This is a genomic window from Streptomyces sp. NPDC028305, assembly GCF_055569495.1.
This window is the reverse complement of sequence record NZ_JBVHTN010000015.1, coordinates 25,066-49,606: the sequence shown is the minus strand read 5'-3', so window position 1 is coordinate 49,606 and position 24,541 is coordinate 25,066. Positions and strand designations below refer to the sequence as shown.

General features: G+C 72.4%; 23 protein-coding genes. 4 read left to right on the top strand and 19 right to left on the bottom strand.

The genetic code is table 11. The features are described from left to right. From ACZ4WQ_RS45450 to nsdA, 3 genes are all read right to left on the bottom strand, one after another. Nucleotides 1-339 (bottom strand): P-II family nitrogen regulator, encoded by a 339-nt coding sequence (locus tag ACZ4WQ_RS45450; protein WP_014176070.1) that lies wholly within the window; start codon nucleotides 337-339, stop codon nucleotides 1-3. Continuing rightward, on the bottom strand, nucleotides 336-1,628 hold the full coding sequence (locus tag ACZ4WQ_RS45445) for an ammonium transporter (protein WP_311727803.1): 1,293 nt from the start codon (nucleotides 1,626-1,628) through the stop codon (nucleotides 336-338). Before ACZ4WQ_RS45445 ends, ACZ4WQ_RS45450 begins: the two co-directional genes overlap by 4 nt. A 206-nt stretch (nucleotides 1,629-1,834) precedes the next feature. Continuing rightward, on the bottom strand, nucleotides 1,835-3,334 hold the full coding sequence (gene nsdA, locus ACZ4WQ_RS45440; RefSeq protein ID WP_311727845.1) for a transcriptional repressor NsdA: 1,500 nt from the start codon (nucleotides 3,332-3,334) through the stop codon (nucleotides 1,835-1,837). A gap of 418 nt (nucleotides 3,335-3,752) precedes the next feature. Here nsdA and ACZ4WQ_RS45435 point away from each other — a divergent pair, with 418 nt between their 5' ends. After that, entirely contained in the window at nucleotides 3,753-4,424 is a 672-nt protein-coding gene (locus ACZ4WQ_RS45435; RefSeq protein ID WP_358847611.1) for a bifunctional DNA primase/polymerase, read from the top strand. A gap of 138 nt (nucleotides 4,425-4,562) precedes the next feature. Here the strand turns inward: ACZ4WQ_RS45435 and ftsY are convergent, their stop codons facing one another. From ftsY to ACZ4WQ_RS45410, 5 genes are all read right to left on the bottom strand, one after another. Next, nucleotides 4,563-5,780 carry a signal recognition particle-docking protein FtsY gene (gene ftsY / locus ACZ4WQ_RS45430; RefSeq protein ID WP_311727805.1) on the bottom strand — a complete coding sequence of 406 codons (1,218 nt, stop codon included), beginning with the start codon at nucleotides 5,778-5,780 and terminating at the stop codon, nucleotides 4,563-4,565. Nucleotides 5,781-5,815: 35 nt separating this feature from the next. Continuing rightward, entirely contained in the window at nucleotides 5,816-6,481 is a 666-nt protein-coding gene (locus tag ACZ4WQ_RS45425; protein ID WP_311727806.1) for a response regulator transcription factor, read from the bottom strand. Next, nucleotides 6,478-8,640, bottom strand: a complete 2,163-nt coding sequence (locus tag ACZ4WQ_RS45420) for a sensor histidine kinase (RefSeq protein ID WP_398377037.1) — start codon at nucleotides 8,638-8,640, stop codon at nucleotides 6,478-6,480. The genes ACZ4WQ_RS45425 and ACZ4WQ_RS45420 overlap by 4 nt, the downstream gene beginning before the upstream one ends. Next, entirely contained in the window at nucleotides 8,637-8,999 is a 363-nt protein-coding gene (locus tag ACZ4WQ_RS45415; RefSeq protein WP_398377039.1) for a hypothetical protein, read from the bottom strand. Before ACZ4WQ_RS45415 ends, ACZ4WQ_RS45420 begins: the two co-directional genes overlap by 4 nt. A gap of 180 nt (nucleotides 9,000-9,179) precedes the next feature. After that, nucleotides 9,180-9,578, bottom strand: coding sequence for a hypothetical protein (locus ACZ4WQ_RS45410; protein WP_311727809.1), 399 nt, complete (start codon nucleotides 9,576-9,578; stop codon nucleotides 9,180-9,182). A 282-nt stretch (nucleotides 9,579-9,860) separates the two neighbouring features. On the opposite strand from ACZ4WQ_RS45410, the gene ACZ4WQ_RS45405 reads away from it, so the two are divergent. Further along, nucleotides 9,861-10,850, top strand: coding sequence for an LLM class flavin-dependent oxidoreductase (locus ACZ4WQ_RS45405; RefSeq protein WP_361186643.1), 990 nt, complete (start codon nucleotides 9,861-9,863; stop codon nucleotides 10,848-10,850). A gap of 45 nt (nucleotides 10,851-10,895) precedes the next feature. Here the strand turns inward: ACZ4WQ_RS45405 and ACZ4WQ_RS45400 are convergent, their stop codons facing one another. The 4 genes from ACZ4WQ_RS45400 to ACZ4WQ_RS45385 form a co-directional block, all read right to left on the bottom strand. Further along, entirely contained in the window at nucleotides 10,896-12,314 is a 1,419-nt protein-coding gene (locus ACZ4WQ_RS45400; RefSeq protein WP_311727811.1) for a sugar porter family MFS transporter, read from the bottom strand. Between the two features lie 236 nt (nucleotides 12,315-12,550). After that, on the bottom strand, nucleotides 12,551-16,618 hold the full coding sequence (locus ACZ4WQ_RS45395; protein WP_398377040.1) for an AAA family ATPase: 4,068 nt from the start codon (nucleotides 16,616-16,618) through the stop codon (nucleotides 12,551-12,553). Nucleotides 16,619-16,894: 276 nt separating this feature from the next. Beyond that, on the bottom strand, nucleotides 16,895-17,101 hold the full coding sequence (locus ACZ4WQ_RS45390) for a hypothetical protein (RefSeq protein WP_311727813.1): 207 nt from the start codon (nucleotides 17,099-17,101) through the stop codon (nucleotides 16,895-16,897). 374 nt (nucleotides 17,102-17,475) lie between these two features. Beyond that, a complete protein-coding gene (locus ACZ4WQ_RS45385) occupies nucleotides 17,476-17,757 on the bottom strand; it encodes an acylphosphatase (protein WP_311727814.1) in 282 nt (93 codons plus the stop codon). Nucleotides 17,758-17,996: 239 nt separating this feature from the next. On the opposite strand from ACZ4WQ_RS45385, the gene ACZ4WQ_RS45380 reads away from it, so the two are divergent. Together ACZ4WQ_RS45380 and ACZ4WQ_RS45375 are read left to right on the top strand one after the other, a co-directional pair. Then, on the top strand, nucleotides 17,997-18,848 hold the full coding sequence (locus ACZ4WQ_RS45380) for a CAP domain-containing protein (RefSeq protein WP_398377041.1): 852 nt from the start codon (nucleotides 17,997-17,999) through the stop codon (nucleotides 18,846-18,848). Between the two features lie 150 nt (nucleotides 18,849-18,998). Further along, nucleotides 18,999-19,448, top strand: a complete 450-nt coding sequence (locus ACZ4WQ_RS45375; protein WP_311727816.1) for a winged helix-turn-helix transcriptional regulator — start codon at nucleotides 18,999-19,001, stop codon at nucleotides 19,446-19,448. Here the strand turns inward: ACZ4WQ_RS45375 and mutM are convergent. The 7 genes from mutM to rsmD all read right to left on the bottom strand — a co-directional run bounded on the left by mutM (nucleotide 19,388) and on the right by rsmD (nucleotide 24,525). Next, nucleotides 19,388-20,290: a bifunctional DNA-formamidopyrimidine glycosylase/DNA-(apurinic or apyrimidinic site) lyase gene (gene mutM, locus ACZ4WQ_RS45370; protein ID WP_352133738.1), complete on the bottom strand. Its 903-nt coding sequence runs from the start codon at nucleotides 20,288-20,290 to the stop codon at nucleotides 19,388-19,390. The two genes, ACZ4WQ_RS45375 and mutM, sit on opposite strands and share 61 nt — an antisense overlap. Nucleotides 20,291-20,378: 88 nt before the next feature. Then, on the bottom strand, nucleotides 20,379-21,224 hold the full coding sequence (gene rnc / locus ACZ4WQ_RS45365) for a ribonuclease III (RefSeq protein ID WP_311727846.1): 846 nt from the start codon (nucleotides 21,222-21,224) through the stop codon (nucleotides 20,379-20,381). 19 nt (nucleotides 21,225-21,243) lie between these two features. Next, nucleotides 21,244-21,417 carry a 50S ribosomal protein L32 gene (gene rpmF / locus ACZ4WQ_RS45360; protein WP_065965136.1) on the bottom strand — a complete coding sequence of 58 codons (174 nt, stop codon included), beginning with the start codon at nucleotides 21,415-21,417 and terminating at the stop codon, nucleotides 21,244-21,246. A 2-nt stretch (nucleotides 21,418-21,419) separates the two neighbouring features. Beyond that, nucleotides 21,420-22,010, bottom strand: a complete 591-nt coding sequence (locus ACZ4WQ_RS45355) for a YceD family protein (RefSeq protein WP_398377042.1) — start codon at nucleotides 22,008-22,010, stop codon at nucleotides 21,420-21,422. A gap of 193 nt (nucleotides 22,011-22,203) precedes the next feature. After that, nucleotides 22,204-23,295 carry a cell division initiation protein gene (locus ACZ4WQ_RS45350; protein ID WP_398377043.1) on the bottom strand — a complete coding sequence of 364 codons (1,092 nt, stop codon included), beginning with the start codon at nucleotides 23,293-23,295 and terminating at the stop codon, nucleotides 22,204-22,206. A gap of 136 nt (nucleotides 23,296-23,431) precedes the next feature. Continuing rightward, nucleotides 23,432-23,941, bottom strand: coding sequence for a pantetheine-phosphate adenylyltransferase (gene coaD / locus ACZ4WQ_RS45345; protein ID WP_311727820.1), 510 nt, complete (start codon nucleotides 23,939-23,941; stop codon nucleotides 23,432-23,434). After that, nucleotides 23,938-24,525, bottom strand: a complete 588-nt coding sequence (gene rsmD / locus ACZ4WQ_RS45340) for a 16S rRNA (guanine(966)-N(2))-methyltransferase RsmD (protein ID WP_311727821.1) — start codon at nucleotides 24,523-24,525, stop codon at nucleotides 23,938-23,940. Before rsmD ends, coaD begins: the two co-directional genes overlap by 4 nt. Nucleotides 24,526-24,541: the final 16 nt, after the last annotated feature.

The following is a 24,541-nucleotide window of genomic DNA, read 5'->3' as shown; positions in this document are numbered from 1 at the left end:
TCAGAGCGCGTCGGGGCCGCGCTCGCCGGTCCGGACCCGCACCGCGGTGTCGACGGGGACGCTCCACACCTTGCCGTCCCCGATCTTGCCGGTGCGGGCCGACTTGACCACGACCTCGATGAGGTCGTCGGCGTCGTCGTCCTCGACCAGCACCTCGATACGGACCTTGGGCACCAGGTCGATGGTGTACTCGGCGCCCCGGTAGACCTCGGTGTGGCCGCGCTGGCGGCCGTAGCCGCTGGCCTCGGTGACGGTCAGGCCGTGCACCCCGAAGGCCTGCAGGGCTTCCTTGATCTCGTCCAGCCGGTGGGGCTTGACGACCGCGGTGATGAGCTTCACGCGTCCACCTTCTTGTTCTGCGGCGCGCCCGCGCCGGTCTCGTCCTGGATGGAGGACACCGTAGAACGCCCCACGTGCGCGCCTCCGACGGCGCTGAAGTCGTAGGCCGTCTCGGCGTGGTAGGCCTGGTCGAGGCCGCCGACCTCTTCGTCCTCGGTGGCCCGGAGGCCGATGGTGACGTCGATCGCCTTGGCGAGGATCCAGGAGACGACGAACGAGTAGATCAGGACCGTGAAGGCGCCGAGCGCCTGCTTGCCCAGCTGGTCCAGGCCGCCGACGCCGTCGGTGGCGAGCAGGCCGACCAGGAGGGTGCCCAGGATGCCGCCGACCAGGTGCACGCCGACCACGTCGAGCGAGTCGTCGTAGCCCAGCTTGTACTTCAGGCTGACCGCCCAGGAGCAGACGACGCCCGCGACGAGGCCGATGATGATCGCGCCCCAGGCGTTGACGGCCGCACCGGAGGGGGTGATGGCGACGAGGCCCGCGACGGCGCCGGAGGCCGCGCCCAGCGTGGTGAACGCGCCGTGCCGGATGCGCTCGTAGGCGAGCCAGCCGAGCATCGCGACGCCGGTGGCGATCTGGGTGTTGAACGCCATGTTGGCGGCGGTGCCGTTGGCGGCGAGCGCGGAACCGGCGTTGAAGCCGAACCAGCCGAACCACAGCAGACCGGAGCCCAGCATCACCAGGGGGAGGTTGTGCGGCCGCATCGGGTCCTTCTTGAAACCGATGCGCTTGCCGAGGACCAGGGCCACGGCGAGACCGGCCGCGCCCGCGTTGATGTGGACCGCCGTGCCGCCCGCGAAGTCGATGACTTCCTTCTTGAACAGCCAGCCGTCGGCCTGCCAGACCCAGTGGGCGACCGGGAAGTAGACGACGGTGACCCACAGGGTGATGAACAGCGTCCAGGCGCCGAACTTGACCCGGTCGGCGACCGCACCGCTGATCAGCGCGGGGGTGATGACCGCGAACATCAGCTGGAAGAAGGCGAAGGCCAATACCGGGATCGCGTCGGGCTTGGTGCCCCACAGCGACTCGGGGTTGATGCCCTTGAAGCCGATGTGGTCCAGATTGCCCAGCAGCCCGCCGCCGATGTCGTCACCGAAGGTGAGGGAGTAGCCGAACAGCACCCACAGGAGGCTGACGACGCCCAGGGCGATGAAGGACATCATCAGCATGTTCAGGGCGCTCTTCACCCGGACCATGCCGCCGTAGAAGAAGGCCAGGCCGGGGGTCATCAGCATCACGAGCGCGGCGCTGATCAATACGAACGCGGTATTTGCGCCATTCAATGTGGACGTCTCCTCGAAATGACGGCCCGTGCGGGCAGAACTCAGGTGGGCCGGTTTTCGCCACGAGGTTGGCGCAGCGCCGTTTCAGTCGATGCCGCTCGATGTTTCACGGCAGTGACGAAGGGCGCGGGAGTGTTACGTACGGATGAACTGGCACTGGACGGCCGGAGGGCCTTGTTACCGTCTCGCGACCATGGGCGGGGGGCTCAGACGGCCCGGGCCGCCTCCGTCGCGTCGGGCCCGTCGGACAGGTGGTCGGCGAGCCGCTCGCCGAGCTGAACGACCTCCGGAACGCTTCCGAAGTCGCGCATCGCCGTGTCCACGGTCTTGCGCAGCCGGTTGCTGACCCGCTCGGAGCGCACCCGGCGGGCGAGCGGCACGGCCTTCTCGGCGACCGCCGCGCATTCCTCGGGCTCCTTCTGGAGCAGGTGGACGGTGGCCAGGCCGATCAGGTTGAGCGCATACGAACGCTGATGCCCGCCGTCCTGGGCCGCCTCCTGGCCGAAGAGGTCGACCGCGCGGCGCATCACGGGGTCGGCCAGCTTGGCGTAGGTGGGGCTGCGGCCGGCGACATAGGCGAGGTCGCGGTACGAGTGCGCGTTCTCCGCGTTGAGCTCGGCCTCGGAGAAGAAGCGGATCCAGTCCGGGTCCCCGTCGCCCGCGACGCTCTCGGCGAAGGTGTCCTCGGCCATCTTCACGGCCCGGTGGCACTTGCTGGGCTGGCCCATATTGGCGTACGCGCGGGCCTCCATCGCATACAGCATGGCCTGGGTCCGCGGCGTCGCGCTCTCCCGGCTGCCGTACTGGGCGAGGTGGACCAGCTCCAGCGCGTCCTCCGGCCGCCCCACATGGATCATCTGGCGGCTCATGCTGGAGAGGATGTACGAGCCCAGGGGCCGGTCCCCGGACTCCTTCGCCGCGTGGAGGGCGAGGACGAAGTACTTCTGGGCGGTGGGCTGGAGCCCGATGTCGTAGCTCATCCACCCGGCGAGCTCGGCCAGTTCGCCCGCGACCTTGAAGAGCCGCTTGGAGACGGGCTCGGGGTGCGGCTCCTGAAGCAGGTCCGTCACCTCGTGGAGCTGGCCCACCACCGCCTTGCGGCGGAGCCCGCCGCCGCACTGGGCGTCCCACTTCCGGAACATCACGATGGTGGACTCCAGCAGCTCCAGCTCGGGCTCGGAGAGCCGGGAGACCCGCCGGGAGCGGCCCGCCTCCGGCTGGGTGCGGCCGCCGGGCCGACCGGAGGGGGAGGGCACCAGCCAGCGCTGCATGGGCTCGATCAGGGCGGGGCCCGCCGACAGCGCGAGGGAGGTGCCGAGGAAGCCGCGCCGGGCGAGCATCAGGTCGCTGCGCGAGAACTCGCCGATCAGCGCGACGGTCTCCGGACCGGCCCAGGGCAGGTCGACGCCTGACACGGACGGTGACCGATGGGCGGTGCGCAGCCCGAGGTCCTCGATTCCGACCACGCAGCCGAAGCGGTCGGAGAACAGCTCGGAGAGGATTTGCGGAATGGGCTCGCGCGGCTGCTCGCCGTCGAGCCAGCGGCGCACCCGCGAGGTGTCGGTGCTGATGTGGTGGGCGCCCAACTGGCGTGCTCTGCGGTTCACTTGGCGCGCGAGCTCGCCTTTTGACCAGCCGCTGCGCACGAACCACGAACCCAACTGCGCGTTGGGACGCTTGTCAGCACCGCCGCCGTTGTCGCCCACTGGAATGCCCCCATCCCACGATTCCGCTCGCACCGCGACCAGAATGCCTTCTGTCACGGTCGGTTGTCCCCGCGATCCGCCGCATCAATCACGGGAGACGGGGGGTCATGCACTGAAAGTAATCTTACGATCACGCCTCCGGCGAGGAAGTTCGCTGAAACGCCACCATTCGCCACCCCTTCGAATGAACGCCACCGGCGATTCACGCGATTCACTTGACACCGGGCATCCGGAAACAGGTGGAAGGGTGCACACCGGGGCGCGCGCACAGCGTCTCACCACCCCTTGCACCGCCACACCACCGCACCGCAGCCGCAGCAGCACCGGTGGTGCCGCATCCGGCTACGGAGCGCCACGGAGCCGCTTCTCTTCGTCATTCGATTCGTAACCATCGACAGGTCGACCCGTTGGAGGGGGCATGGACTTCACGATCGGCGGCATCCGGGACATGCGGCCGGGCGCGCGGCGCCGCAGCCGTACGTCCGAGTGCACGACGGTGGCGGAGTACACCGGCCTGTGGGGGTGGGACGTGGTGCCGGGCGCCCGCGCGGCCCGCGGCGCGAACGGCAGCAGAAACGAATGTTCATGCGGCGCGGCCGACTGCGCCGCCCCCGGCGCGCACCCCCTCGCCTTCGCCTCCGCCGTCCCGGCGGGCGCCACCCTGGACGACGCCACGGCGGCCTGGGAGCAGGTCCCGGGGGCCGCGGTGCTGCTGCCCGTGGGCACCTCGTTCGACGTGCTGGAGGTCGCCGAGCAGGCGGGGCGGCTCGCGCTGGTCCGGCTGGAGCGCATGGGACTGCCGCTCGGCCCGGTGACCGCCACGCCGCACGGCCGCGCCCAGTTCTTCGTCGCCCCCGGCGCCGCCGAGCAGCTGCCGCAGCTGCTCTACCGCATGGGCTGGGACGACGCCGGTCTTGACCTGCGCTGTCTGGGGCCCGGCGACCACATCACGGCCCCGCCCAGCGACCTCGGCGGGCTCGGCCCCGTCCGCTGGCTGCGCCCGCCGGTACTGGACGAGGCGGGCCGGCCGCCGCACGCGCGGCTGCTGCTGGGCACGCTGGCGTACGCCGCCCATCGCGCGGGCGGCTGATCGGCCCCCTCCTGAAGCCATACCGGCGGAAACGCTTCTGCGGTGCCGTCCCCGAAGACGCGAAACGCTTCAGGCGCCCTGGGAAGGTCTCAGGGCGCCTGAAGCGCGTGGGGGCGGATGGGGGGAGATGGCGGGCGGTCAGTCGCCGATCAGGGCGTCGACGAAGGCCTCCGGCTCGAACGGCGCGAGGTCGTCCGCGCCCTCTCCCAGGCCCACCAGTTTCACCGGCACGCCCAGCTCGCGCTGCACCGCGATCACGATGCCGCCCTTGGCGGTGCCGTCCAGCTTGGTGAGCACGATGCCGGTGATGTCCACGACCTCCGCGAAGACCCGCGCCTGCACCAGGCCGTTCTGCCCGGTGGTGGCGTCCAGCACCAGCAGCACCTCGTCCACCGCGCCGTGCTTCTCCACGACCCGCTTGACCTTGCCGAGCTCGTCCATCAGGCCGGTCTTGGTGTGCAGCCGGCCGGCGGTGTCGACGAGCACGACGTCCGCGGCCTCGGCGATGCCCTCCTTGACCGCGTCGAAGGCGACCGAGGCCGGGTCGCCGCCCTCGGGGCCCCGGACGGTGCGGGCGCCGACCCGCTCGCCCCAGGTCTGGAGCTGATCGGCGGCCGCCGCGCGGAAGGTGTCGGCCGCGCCCAGGACCACCGACTTGCCGTCGGCGACCAGGACCCGCGCGAGCTTGCCGGTGGTGGTGGTCTTACCGGTGCCGTTGACCCCGACGACCATGACCACGCCCGGCTTCTCCTCGCCGTTCGCGCCCACGCCGCTCTCGGTGTGCACGGTGCGGTCGGCCTCGGTGCCGATCAGCTGGAGCAGCTCCGTGCGCAGCAGGCCGCGCAGGTCCTCGGGGGTGCGGGTGCCGAGCACCTTGACCCGCTCGCGCAGTCGCTCCACCAGCTCCTGCGTCGGTGTGACGCCGACATCGGCGGTCAGCAGGGTGTCCTCGATCTCCTCCCAGGTCTCGTCGTCGAGGTGCTCACGGGACAGCAGGGTGAGCAGCCCCTTGCCCAGGGTGGTCTGGGAGCGGGACAGCCGGGCCCGCAGCCGCACCAGCCGGCCGGCGGTGGGCTCGGGCACCTCGATCGCGGGCGCCGCCGGCTGTGCGGGCACGGTGGGTGCGGGCGGTGCCTCGGTGACCGGGAGATCCACCTCTTCGATGGATCTGCGCGGTTCCTCCAGCGTGGTTTCCGCCTCCTCGCCGACCTGCGGCTCGGCGGGCGGCGCGGTGACCGACGGGCTGCTCGGCGGGGCCGGGGGCAGCCGCTTCTTCTTGCGGCTGCCGATCACGAGCCCGCTGACCGCGGCGAGCGCGATCACAGCGATGACTACAGCAAGGATGACTTGTTCCATAACGCACCCAGTATCAGCCAACGCGGTGCGGGGCGTCATTCACCTCCGAGCCCGGCCTCACGGGCCCGGACGATCGCCTGGGCGCGGTCGCGGACCTGGAGCTTGGCGAAAATGGACCCGACGTGGTTGCGCACGGTCTTGTCCGTGACCACCAGCCGCTGGGCGATCTGTCGGTAGCCGAGCCCGACCGCCAGCAGCTCCAGGACCTCGCGCTCGCGGGCGGTGAGGGTGGGGAACGCCTCCTTGGCCGAGGCGGTGCCGAAGGAGCCCAGCAGGGAGCCGAGCCGCTCGGCCATGCGCGGGCTGAAGACCGCGCCGCCGCGCGCCACGGTGTGCAGGGCGCGCAGGATCTCGTCCCGGCCCGCGCCCTTGAGGAGATACCCGCGGGCGCCGGCGCGCATGGCCGCGAGCAGGCTGTCGTCGTCCTCGGACATGGTCATGACGACCACCCGGGCGTCCGGGTGGGCGCACAGGATCCGCCGGGTGGCCTCCGTGCCGGACCGGCCGGGCAGCCCGAGGTCCATGACCACCAGGTCGGGCTCGGTACGCGCGGCCTCGGTGACCGCCTCCTCCGCGGACGCGGCCTGGCCGACCACGGCGAACGCCTCGTCCAGGTTGACCGCGGCCGCCAGGCCCTCGCGGAACAGCGGATGGTCGTCCACGAGCAGGACGCGCCACTGTGGCCCTCCCGCCGCCGTCACCGGCCCGGCACCCCCTCTCCGTGGTCGCGGCCGTGGCCGTGCTCTTCGGGTACGGCGTGAACGGCCGCTTCATGGCCGGCGCCGTCATGGTCGGCGCTCTCCTCGGCGGGCGGGTCGGCCTCCCCCGGCCCGGCGAGCGGCAGGATCGCGTGCACCACCGTGCCCGTCGCGGACCCGGTCACCGAGCAGGAGCCGCCGATCTCCTCGGCCCGCTCCGCCACGGAGGCCAGCCCCACGCCGGGCACGGCGCCGCGCCGCAGCCCGCTCCCGTCGTCGGTGACCTTGACCTCGAGCGTGTCGGGGCCCGCGGTGAGCTCGATCCTGACCTGCCGGGCCCGCGCGTGCCGCACCGCGTTGGTCAGCGACTCGGCCGAGATCCGGTAGGCGGCCGTCTCCACGCCGGGTGACAGCGGCGGCAGCGCGGTCGGGCGGGTGGCCACCGTCACCCGGGGCCCGGCGCCGCCCAGCCGCCGCGCCAGGTCCCGTACCGCCTTGGCCAGGCCGCGATCGGCCAGGGCGGCGGGGGCCAGCCCCGAGGTGATCCGCCGCACCTCGACCAGGGCCTCGGCGAGGGTCTCGGCGGCCTCGCGCAGCTGGTGGCGGGCCGGGTGCCCGGGCGGGCAGGTGGTCTGGGCGATGTCCAGGCGCAGCCGTACGGCGGCGAGCTGGGGGCCGAGGCCGTCGTGGATCTCGCGCCGCAGCCGGCGGCGTTCCTCTTCGCGGGCGAGCACCAGCCGCTCGCGGGCGGCCTGGGCCTCCTCGGCCAGGCGCAGCGCGGCGAGCGCCGGGGCGGCCTGGTCGGCGAGGAGGGAGAGCAGGCCGCTGTCGCGCTCCGCGGGGGTGCCGAAGCCGTCCCGGGCGACTTCGAGGCGGCCGACCGTACGGCCGTGGTGGCGCAGCACGAACGCCTGGACCGGGCCGGTCAGCGGTGCCCCGGCGGCGGCCAGCCGCCGGGGTCCTGCGCGGGTGTCGACGCTGACGGCGGCGCCGGAGACGCCGAGGTCCTCGACCGCGCTGCGGCAGATGTGCTGGGGCACCTCGCCGGGGTGGGGCGCCTGCTGGAGGCGTACGGCCAGGGCGCTGGCGGCCTCGTGGGGGCGGGCGCGCGGCCCGTAGAAGGCGCGCTCGACGCGCAGCGTCAGCCAGCGCACGGTCGGCCGCAGGGCCCAGCCGAGCAGCAGCGCGCAGCCGACGGCGGTGCTGATCGTCCCGCCGCGCAGGGAGGGCAGTCCGGCCTGGACGGCGACGACCGTGCAGACGACGACCGCCGCGAGGGAGGTGAGGACGAAGGCGCGGGCGAGGCGGTGGCTGGTGACGCGGTCCAGCCGCCATATGCCGGTGCGTGCGACGCCCAGGCAGATCGCGGCGGCCCAGACGGCGCTGCCGAGGGTGCGCGCCACGATCGTGGGCATGCCCTCGGTCCACTCCGCGAGCAGCAGGAAGACACAGGCCGGGTAGGCGGCGGCCAGCAGCGCCCAGTTGCGCCGCTCCGCGCCGTGGGCGGCGGCGGCGCGGCAGCACAGCGCGCAGGTGACCGCGGTGGCCACGGCGCGCAGCACCCACTCCTCCGCCGTGGAGTAGGTGTCGAGGTGGTCGAAGGCCCACTGGCCCCAGGCGGTGCCGAAGACGGGGTTGGGGACCGAGCCGGCCAGCGGCTCGCTCACCAGCCAGAGCGCGGCGTAGCCCAGCCAGTAGGCGGAGGCGCCGGCGCTCATCGCCCACCACTGCCACCGGCGCTGCGAGCCGCGCGGGAACAGCCACAGCGGCAGCAGCAGGACGGTCAGCGGGCGGCAGGCGATCCCGGCGGCCGAGATCAGCAGCTGGGCCACCGCGCCCGCCGAGCCCAGGTCGGCCAGGTCCAGCAGGTCGGCGGCGGCCGAGGGCAGCAGCCACAGCGCGCCGGCGACCAGCAGGACGCTGCCGTAGCGGCGGGCGGAGCGCTCGGCCAGCAGCAGCACCCCGACGCCGAGGACCGGGACGCCCACGGCCACGCGGGTCAGCACGGCGGTGCCGCGCGGCTGCGGGTAGGACGGGGCCGGCCATTGGTCGTTCACCCGCAGCAGGCCGGCCAGCCAGCCCGCGAGGACCACCACGAACAGGGCCGACACCCCGGCGGCGGCCTGTACGGCTCGGTCCTTGGGCTGGACCGCGCGTCTCATCCCATCCCGGAACCCCGGGCCGGGGCGGTGGCCGAGGGCGGGCTTGCCGGCGGAGCCGGGGCCGGTCCGGCGGTGTGGCTGGTGCCCCGCCCCCTGACCCACAGCGTGATGTAGTGGTCGCTGTGGCCCCGGCGGCATTTGTACTCACTCCACTTGCGGGCGTCCATCCCGTTCCGGCCTGCCTTGCGACAGGCGCTGGTGGTGTCGAAGTGCCCGGCCTGGCGCCACGCCGCGGCCTGCGCCGCGGTGGCCGGCGCCGCCGGGGCGGTCGCCACGACGGCGCCGGTGAGCAGGGCGAGCACGGTCATCACAGAGGTCCGGCGGGTCCGGCGGGTCTGGCGGGTCCGGGATGGGGTCATCTGACAACCTCCTCGTGCTCCGGTGCTCCGCTTCCGCGGTTCGGCGGGCTTCCGGTTCTCCCGGTCCCAGCACTACCCGCGGTGGGGCGGGTGAAGTGCGGCCGGGCCCGCGCCCACTCGAACCGGTGACTGACCCGTACCCGCGTTCCGTCCCGCCGTGCCCCGTCCTCCGGGGTCGCGCTACCAGACGATCAGCAGGATGGCGACGGCGATCGACTCGGCCTCGATGTAGGGCACCCCGAACCGCATCAGCGTGAGCATGATCGGCTTGGCGGACCAGATCTCCAGGGTCTCCAGGAAGTGGCCGAGCCGGTGGGCGTAGCGGCGGACCACCGCGGTCTCGCGCGGCCCGAGCCGGGTGAGCAGTTTGGCCAGCAGGTCGCCGCCGTGGTGCAGGGCGACGGTCAGCAGCCGCTGCCGGATGAGCTGGGCGTCGGGCGGGGCGGCGCCGGCCGTGCCGAAGAGCGACGCCTTGGCGGCTTCGAGTTCCGCGGTGTCGCCGGCGGCCTGCCGCACCCGGATGACCAGGTCGTCGATGTCGGATCCGGTGATGGCCGGATCTCCCGTCGTGATGGTCACGGGCCCCTCCTCTGGTGTCCGCACGGCGGCGGGTCGTGTCCGCAAGGCGGCGGCTTGTGTCCGCAGAGCGGCGGGTTGTGTCCGCGCAAGGGCGGGAATCGACGCCCGGTTCGCCGGGCCTGCCCCTACGGTCAGCCGCCCTGTGTCCCAGGCGCATGAGTCATCCGCCCCGCCCCTGCCCGGCCGTCCCAAGAGGCCGCGTCCGAAGGGGCCGCTCCCTGTTTATTTGACGGCCCGTCAGATACCGTGCTCGCCCGCCCACCGCGAAGGGGGACCTCCGCCATGCCCGTCACGGTCGTACGGCTCAACCTCGTCGCTCCCGACGCCACACCCGAGTCCCTGTCCCGGCGCTACCGGGCGGCCGTCGACATGGCCGCGTTCGCCGACGACCAGGGCATCGACACCATCCAGACCGAGGAGCACCACGGCGCAGCCAACGGCTGGCTGCCCTCCCCGCTGACCTTCGCGGGCGCGGTGCTCGGCTCCACCCGGCGGATCGCGGTCACCGTCTCCGCGCTGATCGCCCCGCTCTACGACCCGCTGCGGCTGGCCGAGGACATCGCCGTGCTCGACCTGGTGAGCGGCGGCCGGCTGGTCACGGTGGCGGGCATCGGCTACCGGCCCGAGGAGTACGCCGGGCTCGGCCGGGAGTGGAAGCGGCGCGGCGCACTCCAGGACGAGGCGCTCGAGACGCTGCTGGCGGCCTGGACCGGCGAGCCCTTCGAGTACCGGGGCCGCACCGTGCGGGTCACCCCGCGCCCGTACACCCGGCCGCACCCGACCCTGATGGTCGGCGGCAGCTCCAAGGCCGCCGCGCGCCGCGCCGCCCGGCTGGGCCTGCCGTTCTTCCCCAGCGCCCATCTGCCGGAGCTGGAGGCGTACTACCACGCCCGGCGCGCGGAGTACGGGACGCCGGGCTGGTGCCTGATGCCCACCGCGCGGACCTCGCTGCTGCATGTCGCGGAGGACCCGGAGCGGGCCTGGGCGGCGTACGGCTCGCATCTGCTGCACGAGGCGCGGACGTACGGCTCCTGGCAGTCGGGCGGCACCGCCCATTCCGCCGTCCGCTCCGGCGCCGAGGACGTGGCGGCGCTGCGCGACGAGGGCGTCTACCGCATCGTCACGCCCGAGGAGTGCGTGGCGCTGGCCGAGGAGGGCGGCGAGGCGGCGGGCCTGGTGCTGCATCCGCTGTGCGGCGGGATGCCCGTGGAGGAGGGGTGGCGCTCGCTGCGACTGTTCGCGGAACGCGTTCTGCCCCGCCTCAAACGATGAGGCGGGGCAGAACCCTCGAAGAACGAGGAGCGGGCCGGCCGGGGGTCAGCCCATCTCCTCCAACGCCTTGCCCTTGGTCTCCGGCACCCACTTGAGGATGAAGGGGATCGAGAGCGCGGCGAAGACGGTGTACATGATGTAGGTCGCCGACAGGTTCCAGTCGGACAGGCTGGGGAAGCTGGCGGTGATGGCCCAGTTGGCGATCCACTGCGCGGAGGCGGCGACGCCCAGCGCGGCGGCGCGGATCTTGTTCGGGAACATCTCGCCGAGCAGCACCCAGACCACCACGCCCCAGGAGAGGGCGAAGAAGAGGACGAAGCCGTGCGCGGCGATCAGGGCCAGGACGCCCTGGGCGTGCGGCAGCTTGCCGTCGACGAGGTGCGCCGAGAAGGCCCAGGCCACCAGCCCGAGCGAGACCGCCATACCGGCCGAGCCGATCAGCGCGAGCGGCCTGCGGCCGATCTTGTCGACGAAGACCATCGCGATGACGGTGCCGATGATGTTGATGATCGACGTGGTGAAGGAGTAGAAGAACGAGCCGCTCGGGTCGACGCCCACCGACTGCCACAGCGTCGAGGAGTAGTAGAACGCCACGTTGATACCGACGAGCTGCTGGAAGACCGAGAGACCGATACCGATCCAGACCACGGGCAGCAGCCCGAACCGGCCGCCGAGCAGGTCCTTGAAGGTGGACTTGTGCTCGCTGCGCATGGCCTGCTCGATCTGGGCGACGCGCGCGTCGAGATGACCGCCCTCGCCCTCGACCTGGGCCAGGACCTCCTTGGCGCGGTCGGTCTTGCCGACGGAGATCAGGAAGCGGGGCGACTCGGGGATCGCGAAGGACAGCAGGCCGTAGACCACGGCCGGGACGACCATCACGCCGAGCATCCACTGCCAGGCCTCGATGCCGCCGATCTTGCCGCGCTGGTCGCCGTCGGCGAGGTGGAGGATGCCCCAGTTGACGAGCTGGGACAGGGCGATGCCGACGACGATCGCGGCCTGCTGGAAGGAGGCCAGACGACCCCGGTACGCGGGCGGGGCGACCTCGGCTATGTAGGCCGGGCCGATCACGGAGGCCATGCCGATGCCGATGCCGCCGAGCACCCGCCAGACGGCCAGGTCCCACAGGGCGAAGGGAAGGGCCGAGCCGACCGCGCTGACCGTGAACAGCACGGCGGCGATCTGCATGACGCGGATGCGGCCGATGCGGTCGGCGATCCGGCCGGCGATGGCCGCGCCGATGGCCGAGCCGATCAGGGCGATGGCGACGACCTGGGCCAGAGCGGCGGAGCCGATGTCGTAGCGGCCACGGATGGCCTCGACCGCTCCGTTGATCACCGAGCTGTCGTAGCCGAAGAGAAAGCCGCCCATCGCGGCGGCGGCGGTGATGAAGATGACACGGCCAAGGGGGGCCGGCTGGGCCCTGCGACCCTCGGACCCCGGTGCCTGCACGGTGGTGGTCAACGTGTACTCCTGTGGCCGTCCGGCAGCACCGCCGGACGTGGGGGGCGGCCTTCCAGCGGGGCTTGGCCGTGGGGTCGGGCCACCACTTGAAGGTAAAAACAACGTTGCCGAGACTATGCCTTCAAGTTCCGAAGTCAATAGGGTGTGACGAAGGAGTCACGGCGCTGCCTTCAGGGGCAGATTGGGCATCCTTGATCACATGACTTCAAGTGTTGAAGTGCCAAGTGTTGAGGCGTCTACCGCAGCCGCTGGCTGATGACCTTGGACACCCCATCGCCCTGCATGGAGACGCCGTACAGCGCGTCGGCGACCTCCATCGTGCGCTTCTGGTGAGTGATCACGATCAGCTGGGAGCTCTCCTGTAGCTCCTCCATGATCCGGATCAGCCGCTGGAGATTGGTGTCGTCCAGCGCGGCCTCGACCTCGTCCATCACATAGAACGGGCTCGGCCGCGCCTTGAAGATCGACACCAGCAGCGCCACGGCGGTCAGCGACCGCTCCCCGCCGGACAGCAGCGACAGCCGCTTGACCTTCTTGCCCGGCGGCCTGGCCTCCACATCCACGCCCGTGGTCAGCATGTTCTCCGGGTCGGTGAGCACCAGCCGGCCCTCGCCACCCGGGAACAGCCGCGAGAAGACGCCCTCGAACTGGCGCGCCGTGTCCCGGTAGGCCTCCGTGAACACCTGCTCGACGCGCTCGTCCACCTCCTTGACCACCTGGAGCAGATCGGCCCGCGTCTTCTTCAGGTCCTCCAGCTGCTCGCTCAGGAACTTGTGCCGCTCCTCCAGCGCCGCGAACTCCTCCAGCGCCAGCGGGTTGACCTTGCCCAGCTGCTGATACGCCCGCTCGGCCGCCCTCAGCCGCTTCTCCTGCTGCGCCCTGACATAGGGCACCGGCTGATTGCGCGGGTGTTCCCCCGCGGCGGAGCCGCTATCCGATGCAGTCTCGGGCAGGACCTCCCCTTCCGCAGGAAGGGACGGCGGGACCAGCTGGTCAGGTCCGTACTCGGCGATCAGCCCGGCCGGTTCGACGCCCAGCTCCTCCAGCGCCCTGGTCTCCAGCTGCTCGATCCGCAGCCGCTTCTCGGCGCCCAGCACCTCGCCCCGGTGCACCGAGTCGGTCAGCTTGTCCAGCTCGCCCTTGAGCACACGCCCGTGGTTGCGCTCGGCGACCAGCTCGCGCTCCCGCTCGGCCTTCGCCCGCTCGGCCGCGTCCCGCTCCTCCTCGGCCCGCACCAGCGACACCTCGACATGCGCCAGCAGCTGCCGGGCGCCCGAGGCCACCGCCGAGGCCACGGTCGCCTCGTGCCGCAGCCGCGCCCGCCGCTGCTCGGCGCGCGCCCGCGCCTCGCGCTCGGCGCGCGCGCCCCGGTCGAGCGCGTCCGCCCGCCCCGCGAGCCCCTTGACCCGCTCCTCGTGCGTACGGACCTGGAGCCGCGCCTCCATCTCGGTCTGCCGGGCGTTCGCCCCGTCGGCCGCCAGCCGGTCCCGTACGGAGGTGTCCGGCTCCTCAGCCCCTCCTTCACCAAAGGTGGCTTCCTCCTCCGCGACGACCAGCCGCTCCGCCAGCTCCTCGGCCTCCTCGGTGGCCCTGGCCAGCGCCTCCTCCGCCTTGGCCGCGGCCGCCGTCATCCGCTCGGCCTCGCCTGCCGCGGCCCGCGCCTGCCCGGCCAGCCGCCCCAGCGACTGGGCCACCTGCGACTTCTCCCGGTCGGCCGCGCTGCGCCGGGCCGCCAGCTCCTCGACCCGCGCCGCGCATTCGGCCCGCCGCTCCGCCGCCGCCCGCTGCGCGGCGGTGAGCTCCTCACACCGCACCGCGAGCTCCTCCAGCTCCGCGGCCGCCTCGTCGACCGAGGCCTGCACCTCCAGCAGACTGGGCGCCCCGGCGGAGCCGCCCTGGGCGAAGTGCGCCCCGAGCAGATCGCCCTCGGCGGTCACTGCCGTCAACTCCGGCCGCCGCTCGACCAGTTCCTCGGCGTCCTCCAGCGTCGCGACCACCACGACGTCCCGCAGCAGCCACCGCACAGCGGTCAGCAACCCCGCGGGCCCACCCACGAGCTCGGCCGCGCGGCGCAGCCCGGGCTCGCCGACGGGCCCGGCCTCGGCCACCGCCGCCGCCCGGCCTTCGGGGCGGGAGACCGGGCCGACCGCGCCCGCTGGACCCCCTCCGCGCGCGCCGTCGCCGGAGACCGCGCCTCCGGCCTCCCCGGGTCTGGCGCCGGGAACGATGATGCTCGTGTCGGCGGAAACCCCGCCGCCCGCCGAAGATTCGGCCGCTGCCGCGCCGGGCTCTGGCCCGGGCGGCGGCCCCGACGGGCCCAGGCCGAGGGGTGAGTCGCCGGAGGCGTCCGCGCGCTCCCGCTCGCCGTCCGCGCCGCCTTCGGTCGGGTGCGGCAGCCGTACGGAGCCGGTCTGACCGGCCATCGGGCCGCCGGGCGCGCCCGGCGCCGCGGTCCCGGACGCAAAGGCGCCGCCTGCACCGCCCGGGTCGCGAGCCCCGGCTGCCGGGGCGTCCGGGCGCGGCGCGGACGGGTCCGCTCCGGCCGGCGCGCCCGGCGGCGCGATGGAGTCGGGGCGCCCGGGCGCCGGGGCGCCGAGCAGGAGCGCGGCGCGGCCCGCGTCCTGTTTGCGGAGGAGGCGGATGGCCTCCGCCGCGGTGCCGGGGTCCGCGACGGCGATCGCGTCGGCCGCGGCGCCCAGGGCCGCGGCCACGGGGACCTCGAAGCCGGAGGCGACGTCGAGGAGTTCGGCGGCCGGGCCGAGGAGGCCGGTCAGCCGGTCGGCGGAGCCGAGGAGTACGCCCGTGCCGTCCTTTCTGCGCAGGCCCAGGGCCAGCGCGTCATGGCGGGCGGAGGTCGCGGCGCGCTCGCGCTCGGCGGCCGTCAGAGCCTCGCGGGCCGCCCGGTGCGCGGTCTCCGCCTCGGCCAGCTCCCGTTTGGCGGCCTCATGGCGCTCCGCCAATTCCGCGTCGCCCGCATCGAGTCCGTCGACCTCGGCCTGGAGCTGTTCGTACTCCTCCTGCGCCGCGACCGCCCGCTGCCGGGCCTCGTCGCGGGCGGCGGCCAGCCGGTCGATCTCGGCCCGCGCCGAACCCGCCCGGCCCCGGGCGGCGTTCACCTGGCCCTGGAGCCGGGCCAGCCCCTCGCGGCGGTCGGCGATGGCGCGGGCCGCGTCCTTCAGCCGGCGCTCCTCGAGCGCCAGCTCCCTCTCCAGTTCGGCGCGGTGCTCGACGGTGTCGTCCAGCGCCCGGCTCGCCGCCTCCAGCGCGGCCTCCAGCTCCGCCTCCTGCTCGCGGATCCGGGCCGCCTCGCGCTCCATGTCCTCCGGGTCCCGGCCGCGCCGCTCCTCTCCGGGGGCGGAGCCGGCGCTCTTGACCCGGGCGTCGGCCAGGCTGATGGTGCCGCGCACCCGCTCGGCGAGCTGTGAGAGCTCGTACCAGGTCTGCTGGGCGTCCCGCAGCCGCGGCGCCAGCCGCCGGACCTGCTCCTCCAGCGCCGCCTCCCGCTGCTGCGCGGCGCGCAGATCGGCCTCGGCGGTCTCCTTGCGCTGTTTGAGCGCGGCCTCGTCGGCGATCTCGGTGCGCAGTGCCTCGCGCATGGTCACCAGGTCGTCGGCGAGCAGCCGCAGCCGGGCGTCGCGCAGATCGGCCTGGATGACGGCGGCCCGCCGGGCGACCGCGGCCTGCCGCCCGAGCGGCTTGAGCTGGCGCCGCAGCTCGTCGGTGAGGTCCTGGACGCGGGCGAGGTTGGCCTGCATGGCGTCCAGCTTCCGCAGCGCCTTCTCTTTGCGTTTGCGGTGTTTGAGTACGCCCGCGGCCTCCTCGATGAAGGCGCGGCGCCCGGTCGGGTCGGCGTGCAGGACGGAGTCGAGCTGGCCCTGGCCGACGATGACATGCATCTCACGGCCGATGCCGGAGTCGGAGAGCAGCTCCTGGATGTCCAGCAGACGACAGGTGTCGCCGTTGATCTGGTATTCGCTGCCGCCGTTACGGAACATGATCCGCGTGATGGTGACTTCGGCGTATTCGATGGGCAGGGCGCCATCGGAGTTGTCGATGGTGAGGGAGACCTCGGCGCGGCCGAGCGGGGGACGGCCGGTGGTGCCGGCGAAGATGACGTCCTCCATCTTTCCGCCGCGCAGCGACTTCGCGCCCTGCTCCCCCATGACCCAGGAAAGCGCGTCCACGACATTGGACTTGCCCGAACCATTGGGGCCGACGACGCAGGTGATACCCGGCTCGAAGCGCAGCGTCGTGGCGGAGGCGAAGGATTTGAAGCCTCGGAGGGTCAGGCTCTTGAGATGCACGCCTTTGGACTCTACCTCCCCTGTCTCACACGACACCGTCCTTCGGCCGTGGCGCCGCGAGGCGGGTCTTCGCTTGTCTCTGCCTGTCTCCGCTCGCCTCTGCTTCGCTCGGTGTTTCTCGAGTTTTTTCTCGGTTTCACCGGTGAGGGGGAGGGGCACATCAGACGGTAAGGGAAACGCGGTCGGTCGCCGCGGAAACGACGAAGGGACGCCATGGGCGTCCCTTGCAGATTCTCAAGCGGCTGACGGTGCAGCCCGACCGGCTCGTGAGCCGGGTCAGGCGAGCGCAGGCTCCGCCTGGGATACGTCGATGCTTTCGAGCAGCGAGTCGCCGTGGTGAGCGGCGGCGGACAGAGCGTCGTTCTCGGCCTGGATCCGAATGAGCTCGGATTCGAGGTCCTGGACGCGCTGCTGAAGCCGTCGCATCTCGGCGAGGACTCGGGGGTCGGAGCCGCCGACGTAACCGAGAAGCGCCTTTGCCATGATGGATGGTCCTCCACACTGAGTGACCGACCGAAGCGGTGGTGGGTCGTGAGGGATTTCGCACCCGCGATGCCTGCCGTTACTACCGTGCTGAGTGGCAAACAGTTAAGGTGCGCGGGGCTTCCAGCGTCTCACCAATTGGTTTGAGGGTCAACACGATCACAGGCCGACGGGGCCCAGCGGCCGGGGGCTTACCGGGCGGCGAATGCCGCCGAGCCCGTATTGATCAGGCCGTCGGAGCGAGGAGATCATCCCTTACGCCGCAGCCTTCCACGGACCGCCCGCATTGGCAACCATCAGCTTGTTTCCGCTCACGCGCGGTGCAAAAAGCCCGCCCGGCGAGGGCTCTCGGCGGGCGGGTGCGGCGGGGTTTCTCAGCGGATCTCGAAGCTCTCGTAGCCGCCCCGAGGTGTGTCCCAGATCTCGGTCACACCCTCGACCCGGCCGGGCGTGTCGTCACCCCGCAGCCAGTCGAGCAGCTGTTCGCAGTTCATGCGTTCGCCTTCTGCGACGATCTGGACCCGGCCATCGGACAAATTCGAGGCGAACCCGGCCAGCCCTCCGATGCGCAGTGCGTTTGCCCTGGTGAACCAGCGAAAACCGACTCCCTGGACCCGGCCGCGGACCCACGCGGTGAGGCGCACTCTCTCGTTCATGAGTGGCACGCTAGCTGAACGCAAACCAAGCAATTCGCTCCCTGGCGCCTCAGCCACCTCCGTCATGGCGTACAGTCCCGGCTCAAACGCAATACTCACCCGTACGAGTGACGCATGTGACCCCGATCTTGCAAGGAAGGCAGGAGATGGGCCGCCATCGACGATCTGCCCCCGGATCCGCGCCGACACCCCTCGGCGCCGGGCGCCACCGGGGAGCCCGCCGGAGCCACCTGGCACCGGTGCGGACCGGACTGCTGAGTGTTTCCGCCGCTGTCGCGGTGGGTGCGGTGGCCATGGCCACCGGGCTGCTGCCGGGAGGACCGACCCTTAGCGGAAGCAACGACCCGGCCGGAGGGGTGATCGCCGACGGCCCGTCCGGCCCGTCCCTGGAGACCCAGGGCTCCCCCTCGGCCTCGCCAGTGGACCGCGGCACGACCCCCGCGGACCGCGGCGAGGACCGGCCGCAGGCGCCGTCCACCACACCCTCGAAGAGCCCGGGCAAGTCCTCCCCCACGCCCTCCACCACCCCCTCGACCCAGCCGGGTTCCTCGGACACCGCCCCCGGGAACGGAAACGGGAAGGGCAACGCGAACGGCAGGGGCAACGGAAACGGGAACGGAGGCTCGAACGGCAAGGGCTCGTCCCAGAAGCCCACCACGCCCCCGGGCCAGAGCGAAAACTCCAACACCACGCCCGGAAACCCCGACAAGGCCGAGAAGGCCGCCGCGCGGCAGGTGCTGGCGCTGGTCAACGAGGAGCGGTCGAAGGCCGGCTGCGCGCCGGTGACCGCCGACCCGAAACTGACCCAGCTGGCCCAGGACTTCAGCGACGACATGGCGCTGCGGGGCTTCTTCGACCACCTCGACCCGGACGGCGACACCCCCTGGGAGCGGGCGGAGCAGGTCGGCATCGTGAACCTGGGCGGGGAGAACATCGCCCGCGGCCAGGAGGACGCGCAGGCGGTGATGGACTCCTGGATGAACAGCTCCGGCCACCGGGCGAACATCCTCAACTGCGGCTACAAGACCCTCGGCGTCGGCGCGAACTTCGGCGCGGACGGCCCGTGGTGGACCCAGGACTTCGGCTACTGAGCCGTTCCTGAGGCCCGGGCCGCACACCGGGTGCGGCGCCCTCACCCCTTCCCCGTCAGGCGGCGAGTGCGCCGTACCCGGCCCGGCGCTTAACTAACTTTCCGAAAGCGCAACCCGGTGGTCAGCGCTGCGCTGGAGTATGGTCATGGCATGGAGAGCGACCGCGCCACGCCGACAGGCGCCGAAACGGCACATGACGACCTGGCCTTCGACGTGTTCGCCCGCGTCTGCCCCTCCCGCGGCACGCTGGAGCACATCACCGGCAAGTGGGGCGGCCTGACCCTGGGCGCTCTCGAGCAGGGCAGTCTCCGCTTCAACGAGCTGCGCCGCCGGGTCGACGGCGTCAGCGAGAAGATGCTGTCCCAGACGCTGCACGCGCTGGAGCGCGACGGCCTGGTGCACCGCGAGGCACAGCCGACCAACCCGCCGCGCGTGGACTACGAACTGACCCCGCTGGGCCACGCCGTCGCCGAGCGGCTGCTGGCGCTGATCGGCCTCGTCGAGGAGCGGATGCCTGAGGTGCTGACCGCCCAGGCGCGCTACGACGAGGAGCGCGGTACGGCGGTACGGGGCGCCGCGACCGGGCGCGGCGGGCGCTGACAGCGCGGGCAGAAGTAGCTGGAGCGGTTCATCCACGGGCGGCGCCGCATCGGCGTGTCACAGCGGCGGCAGGGCTCGTTCTCCCGGCCGTACGCGTCCAGGGAACGCTCGAAGTAGCCCGACTCGCCGTTCACATTGACGTACAGGGAGTCGAAGCTGGTGCCGCCGACGGCCAGCGCGGCGTTCATGACGTCGCGCACATGACCGAGGAGTTCGGCGCTGCGCGGGCGGGTGAGGGTGGCCGTCGGCCGGTCGTAGTGCAGCCGGGCGCGCCACAGCGCCTCGTCGGCGTAGATGTTCCCGACCCCGCTGATCAGCGACTGGTCGAGCAGCGCCCGCTTGAGGGTGGTGCGGCGGCGGCGCAGCGCGGTGTGGAAGGCGGCCTCGTCGAACGCCGGGTCCAGCGGGTCGCGGGCGATGTGCGCGATCGCCGCCGGTAGCCCGTCCGCCGCGCCGGGCTCGGCCTCGTGCAGCGAGAGGCCGCCGAAGGTGCGCTGGTCGACGAAGCGCAGCTCGGTGCCTATGGAGTCGGCGAAGCGCACCCGGATGCGCAGGTGCTTCTCGTCCGGCGCGGCATGCGGCTGGACGAGCAGCTGGCCGCTCATGCCGAGGTGCGCCAGCACCGACTCATCGCCGTCGTCCAGCGGCAGCCACAGGTACTTCCCGCGGCGGCGGGCCACCCCGGCGCGGCGCCCCTTGAGGCGGGCGGCGAAGTCCTCGCCGCCCCCGAGGTGACGGCGTACCGCGCGCGAGTGCAGCACCTGCGCCTCGGCGACCGTACGGCCGCTGATCCAGCGCTCCAGACCGCGGCGGACCACCTCGACCTCGGGCAGCTCGGGCAACGGGGGCCTCCTTGGCAAAAGCCCTCGCCCTCCCGGCGGCCCTGGCGGCCGGGGCCGCGCTCGGTCGCAGGGAGGGCGAGGGGTGTGATCAGTGTGCCGGCGAGGCGGTGTCGGCGGCCTCGCCGTCCGAGCCGGCGGCGGTGCCCCCGGCGGTGGCCGATTCGGCCTCGGCCTTGGCCTTGGCCGCCTCGTCAGCCGCCGCGCGGATCGCGCGCCAGGCGGCCTCGGCCGCCTGCTGCTCGGCTTCCTTCTTGCTGCGGCCGGTGCCGGTGCCGTACGCGACACCACCGACGCGGGCGGCAGCCGTGAAGGTCTTCTCGTGGTCGGGTCCGGTCTCGGAGACCAGATACTCCGGAACCCCGAGGCCCTCGGTGGCGGTCAGCTCCTGGAGGCTGGTCTTCCAGTCCAGGCCGGCGCCCAGGTTCGAGGACTTCTCGATCAGCGGATCGAAGAGCCGGTGCACCAGCTCCGCGGCGGCGTCCAGCCCCTGGTCGAGGTAGACGGCGCCGATGACCGCTTCAAGAGTGTCGGCGAGGATCGAGGCCTTGTCCCTGCCCCCCGTGCCCTCTTCGCCCCGGCCGAGCCGGATGAAGGCGCCGAGGTCGAGGCCGCGGCCCACCTCGGCCAGCGCGCGCGAGTTGACCACGGCGGCCCGCAACTTGGCCAGTTGGCCCTCGGGCAGGTCGGGGTGGATGCGGTACAGCGTGTCGGTGACCACCAGACCGAGCACGGAGTCCCCGAGGAACTCCAGACGCTCGTTGGTGGGCAGCCCGCCGTTCTCGTACGCGAAGGAGCGGTGGGTGAGCGCACGCACCAGAAGGGCGGACTCGAGCTGATACCCGAGCCGCCCTTCCAGGATCGTGTGGGACGAGGCCGTGTCCGCCTGGGCCGGTTCTCCCGCACGCTTACGGGGAGTCGTGTTGGCGTCCGACATAGAGCCTGTCACCCGCCGATCAGACCTCGAGGACCTGGCGGCGGTTGTAGGTGCCGCAGCTGGGGCACGCGATGTGCTGCAGCTTCGGCTCGTGGCAGCGCTCGCACGCCACCAGGGTGGGGACCGCAGCCTTCCACTGCGACCGGCGGTGGCGCGTGTTGCTGCGCGACATCTTCCGCTTCGGAACAGCCACGGCTACTTCTCCTGTGAGTCATCCCCGCGTTCGCGGGGTGCGTTGTCCTTCTCGCCGCCCGAATCGGCCTCGGCGAGTCCCTGCAGCGCCGCCCAACGGATGTCGACGGCATCGTGATGGTGGTCGGGGTCCTCCTCGAGCCGCGCGCCGCACTCGGCGCACAGCCCGGGGCAGTCCTCCCGGCACACCGGCTGCAGCGGCAGTGCGAGCACCACCGCGTCACGCAGCACGGGTTCGAGGTCGAACAGATCGCCCTCGAGAAAGAGCGTGTCCTCCTCCTCGGCGTCGTCGCCGGTGTCCGCGGGGCGGCTCCGGTCGTCGGCGTCGGGGTAGGAGTACATCTCCTGGAAGTCCGCTTCGAGCTCCCGCTCCAGCGGCTCCAGACACCTTACGCACTCCCCTGTCAGCGGTGCGAGGGCGGTGCCTGTGACAAGCACCCCCTCCATGACCGACTCCAGGCGGAGGTCGAGCTCGACGGTCACGCCCTCCCGCACCCCGATGACCTCGATACCGAGGTCCTTGGGGGCCGGGACCGAGCGGGAGAGCCTTTTGAGCGCGCCGGGACGACGACCCAGCTCGCGCGTATCGAACACGAGAGGGGCACGGTGGTCGAGGCGGGCGTTCAGGGCTTCCTGCTTTCTACGGCTGCGGCGGGCCACCCGACGCGAAACTACGAAACGGGCAGCCGAGATCGCGGACGTACACGCGACCGAAGAGCCAGGATACTGGACCGGCCGCCGTAGACCCAATCCGCCCCCGGGGCGGTGGATTGAGGTCAGGCCGGGCTCAGCGGCCCTGCTCGTACTGACGCAGCTGATCCAGGTCGATCATGCTGGTGTCGAACAGGCTGGTCTCGTCGAGGGCCGCGGCGGGCTGCTGGGGCTGGTGGTGCGCCGGGGGTAGCGCCAGCTGCTGCGGCTGCTGCTGCTGCTCGGGGGCGTAGCCGCTCGGGTCGTAGCCCTGGGGCTGCTGCTGCCAGCCGTACGCGTCCTGCTGCTGATAGCCGCCCTGGGCCGGGTACGGGTCCTGCTGCTGCACATAGCCCTGCTGCTGATAGCCGTACGCGTCCTGCTGCTGATAGCCGGCCGTGGCCGTGTAGTACGAGGCGTCGGGCGCCGCCTCGGGCCGCGCCACCGTCACCTGCGCCTGCGACTGGGCCAGGTCCGCCAGGTAGTCGTCGTCGCTGGTCTGGTGGCCGAGCGAGGCGGCGGCGTCCTGGGCGGCCAGGTGCGCGCCCAGTTCATCGATCGCCTGGGCCCCGAGCAGCTTCTGGCGGCCCCGGCCTACCGCCTCCAGCGTCTTGGTGAGCACCGCCGAGACCGCGCCGAGCTTGGTGTCCACGTATTCGTCGGCGCGGTGCCGCAGCGTCTGGGGGTCGGCGCTGCGCTCGGGACCGTCCTCCAGCTGCCCCACCTCGTCCGGCGCCCCGTCCGAGGGACGGCCCAGCAGCTTGCCCCGGCCCCGGTCCACGGAGTCGATGGTCTTGGTCAGCACGACCTCGAAGTTGGCGAGTTTGCTGTCGACGTAGTCGTCGGCCTCGGCGCGGATCTCCTCGGCCTCCCGGCGGGCCTCCTCCAGGATCCGGTCCGCCTCCTCCTGGGACTTTCTGGCCACCTCGGTGTCCGAGACCAGCGAGCCCCGGTGGGCGTGCGCAGTCTCGATGATCCGGTCGGCCTCCTGGCGGGCCTGCTCGACCATGCGGTCGCGGCCGCCGATCACGTCCTGCGCCTGGGCCAGGGAGTCAGGGAGAGCGGCGCGCACCTCTTCGAGCATGGCGAGCAGCTCGGCGCGGTTGATCACGCACGAGGCCGACATGGGCATGGACCGGGCGCTGCCGACGGTGTCGACGATCTCGTCGAGCTTCTTCTGCACGTCCACCTTGGGTGCTCGCCACTCTCTCTTGACGGGACTTGACGGAACTTGACGGAAAGAACTGCAACGGGCGGGAACGACCGGGGACGACTGTACGGCCAGCGGGCCCCGCCCAAAACCCGCCGGCCCGGCCGTCATCGGGTCAGCGCTTGCGCAGCCGCTCGGTCAGCGCCTCGAGCACCAGCGGGGGCACCAGGTGGGAGACGTCGCCGCCCCAGGCCGCCACCTCCTTGACCAGGCTGGAGGAGAGGAAGCTGTAGGTGGGGTTGGTGGGTACGAACAGCGTCTCCACGCCGGAGAGGCCGTTGTTCATCTGGGCCATCTGGAGCTCGTAGTCGAAGTCGCTGACCGCCCGCAGCCCCTTGACGATGGCGGGGATCTCGCGTTCCTTGCAGAAGTCCACGAGGAGGCCGTGGAAGCACTCCACCCGGACGTTCCCGTACTCGGCGGTGACCTGGCGGAGCAGGTCCATCCGCTCGTCCACGGTGAACAGCCCCTGTTTGGACTTGTTGATCATCACGGCGACGTAGACGACGTCGTACAGCTTGGACGCACGGGCGATGATGTCGAGGTGCCCATTGGTGACGGGGTCGAAGGACCCCGGACAGACTGCGCGGCGCACTGGTGGTTCCTCGCTCTCGGGTCCGGTCATGACGCGTTGTCGCACGTCGAGGCGGCGCGACCGTACCAAAGCGTGCCCTCGCCGTATCGACGGGCCCGCAAGCCCTCGAAACCGGCAGGCCACCCGAAATCCCCGCCTCGCGTGCTCCGCTCCACCGTGGCCAGCGCGTCGGGCGCGAGCCACCCGTTACCGGCGAGTGTGAGCAGAATCTCCCGCAGCTCGTCGTCGGCCACCGCGTACGGCGGGTCCAGGAACACCACGTCGTACGGGCCGGTCGAGGGCACCGGACCGGCGATCGTCTGCTCGGCCCGGCCGGTGCGCAGTTCGGCGCCCGGCAGGTCCAGCGCCCGGATGTTGGCCCGGATGGTGCGGGCGGCGCGCGCGTCGGACTCCACCAGCAGCACATGCTCCGCGCCGCGCGAGAGCGCCTCCAGGCCGACCGCGCCCGAGCCGCCGTACAGATCGAGCACCCTGGCCCCGCGCAGCGAGCCCAGCAGCGACTCCCAGGTGGAGAAGAGGCCTTCGCGCGCCCGGTCCGAGGTGGGGCGGGTGCCGTTTCCCGGCGGCACGGCCAGGCGGCGGCCGCCGGCGGCTCCGGCGATCACGCGGGTCATCGGTGACGCAGTCCTT

What these genes read in the sequence shown, in the direction of transcription:
- ftsY (WP_311727805.1), bottom strand. Translation starts at nt 5,780, where the DNA reads ATGGAACAAGTCATCCTTGCTGTAGTCATCGCTGTGATCGCGCTCGCC.
- rnc (WP_311727846.1), bottom strand. Translation starts at nt 21,224, where the DNA reads ATGTCGGACGCCAACACGACTCCCCGTAAGCGTGCGGGAGAACCGGCC.
- rsmD (WP_311727821.1), bottom strand. Translation starts at nt 24,525, where the DNA reads ATGACCCGCGTGATCGCCGGAGCCGCCGGCGGCCGCCGCCTGGCCGTG.
- ACZ4WQ_RS45435 (WP_358847611.1), top strand. Translation starts at nt 3,753, where the DNA reads ATGGACTTCACGATCGGCGGCATCCGGGACATGCGGCCGGGCGCGCGG.
- ACZ4WQ_RS45375 (WP_311727816.1), top strand. Translation starts at nt 18,999, where the DNA reads ATGGAGAGCGACCGCGCCACGCCGACAGGCGCCGAAACGGCACATGAC.
- ACZ4WQ_RS45385 (WP_311727814.1), bottom strand. Translation starts at nt 17,757, where the DNA reads ATGAACGAGAGAGTGCGCCTCACCGCGTGGGTCCGCGGCCGGGTCCAG.
- ACZ4WQ_RS45390 (WP_311727813.1), bottom strand. Translation starts at nt 17,101, where the DNA reads ATGGCAAAGGCGCTTCTCGGTTACGTCGGCGGCTCCGACCCCCGAGTC.
- coaD (WP_311727820.1), bottom strand. Translation starts at nt 23,941, where the DNA reads ATGACCGGACCCGAGAGCGAGGAACCACCAGTGCGCCGCGCAGTCTGT.
- ACZ4WQ_RS45405 (WP_361186643.1), top strand. Translation starts at nt 9,861, where the DNA reads ATGCCCGTCACGGTCGTACGGCTCAACCTCGTCGCTCCCGACGCCACA.
- ACZ4WQ_RS45420 (WP_398377037.1), bottom strand. Translation starts at nt 8,640, where the DNA reads ATGAGACGCGCGGTCCAGCCCAAGGACCGAGCCGTACAGGCCGCCGCC.
- ACZ4WQ_RS45415 (WP_398377039.1), bottom strand. Translation starts at nt 8,999, where the DNA reads ATGACCCCATCCCGGACCCGCCAGACCCGCCGGACCCGCCGGACCTCT.